1 protein-coding gene is annotated in these 1,220 nt (G+C 50.4%); it reads left to right on the top strand.

Annotated features, from left to right (window positions below):
- Window positions 1-380: 380 nt before the first annotated feature.
- On the top strand, window positions 381-1,154 hold the full coding sequence (locus DJ69_RS15415) for a hypothetical protein (RefSeq protein ID WP_099256420.1): 774 nt from the start codon (window positions 381-383) through the stop codon (window positions 1,152-1,154).
- Window positions 1,155-1,220: the final 66 nt, after the last annotated feature.

Here is a 1,220-nt window from a genome sequence, read left to right as displayed (position 1 = left end):
CATCTATTCAACACAGCAGATTTGAATACTCCCAAGACCTGCCAACAAGTTTTCCAGTCCGTACGCCAACCCTGCTGTTAACAGCAAAACGAGGACATAACCGAGGCTACCAACGAGACCTGCTAGCTGTGTCTTCCGCGAAAAGGTGGAGGAGTTCGGTAGTGCGGGTACCATAGTCTGGATGGAAGATGATAATGTATCTGAAAAATGGCATTTCAACAGAGCTGGTTTGTTGGATTTATCCCCACTTTGAACAGCTGAGATCTCCCTTCAAAACTTGGGAAACGGATTCAATTGAGTTCGGATAACTACAAAATTTCTTTACGTCTATCAGCGTCTTCGGTTGTTTTATTAGAACGGACTAAACACATTTGATCAGTATGGCCCTCCAACTCAGCCATGCGGTTAGCGACGGTATTCGGCGGACAGTTTCTCGAACTGGTGGTATCCTATTTCTGGGATTCCTCGCTATCCAGTTTGGGCTTCAAATAAGCGCCAACAGCGCTGTATTAGGGCTTCTCCCACCAGAGGCTGCCGAACAGTTTAGTCAGGATGCAGGACTTGCGCTTCCGATTCCCGGGAGTGCCGGGGTTGCTCTATTCGTTGTGATCATGATATTGAGCTCGATGTACCTCGTCATTCTCTCGCGAACATTTGCTCAACCACAGAGTGAGATGTCACGGTTCCCTGCGACGTCCACGCGGCGACTCGGTCGGACCACGGTCTTCGCTCTTGTTGGTGGGTTGATTATCACTGTCTCAATCATGCTTGGCACCGTTCTCTTGGTTCTCCCCGGGTTGTTTCTGGCAGTCTCATTCCTATTTTTCATGTTTGCTGTCGCTGTCGAAGATCGCGGGATCATCAGCAGCCTCAAGCGGAGTTGGGGGTTGACTCGTGGATCCCGGATCAAGCTCGGTATTCTCGTTATTGTGACTGCGCTCTTTGGTGGTGTAATCGGTGCGGTCTCGCCGTTATTGACCCTCGCTGGCCTATCGGTCGCCGCCGATATCGTAACAGTTGTTTTCACAACGGCATTCTTTGTGCCATACTACGCGATCATCGCGTCGGCATACCTCCAGTTGCGAGACGGACAAGGTGCTTCGAACCGGTCAACACAGAACCCGGTTGACGCGTCAGAAATACCCAAACTCTAGCCGACTCAAGCCACGGGTCGTCGAATCTTCAGAATTGAATATCCACGAACGCTCTTCTGTAGGAGA

The sequence above is a fragment of the Halorubrum persicum genome, from assembly GCF_002727125.1.
GTDB classification, from domain to species: domain Archaea; phylum Halobacteriota; class Halobacteria; order Halobacteriales; family Haloferacaceae; genus Halorubrum; species Halorubrum persicum.
The sequence above is the reverse complement of the archived record's forward strand: the minus strand, read 5'-3'. Positions and strand labels throughout refer to the sequence as shown.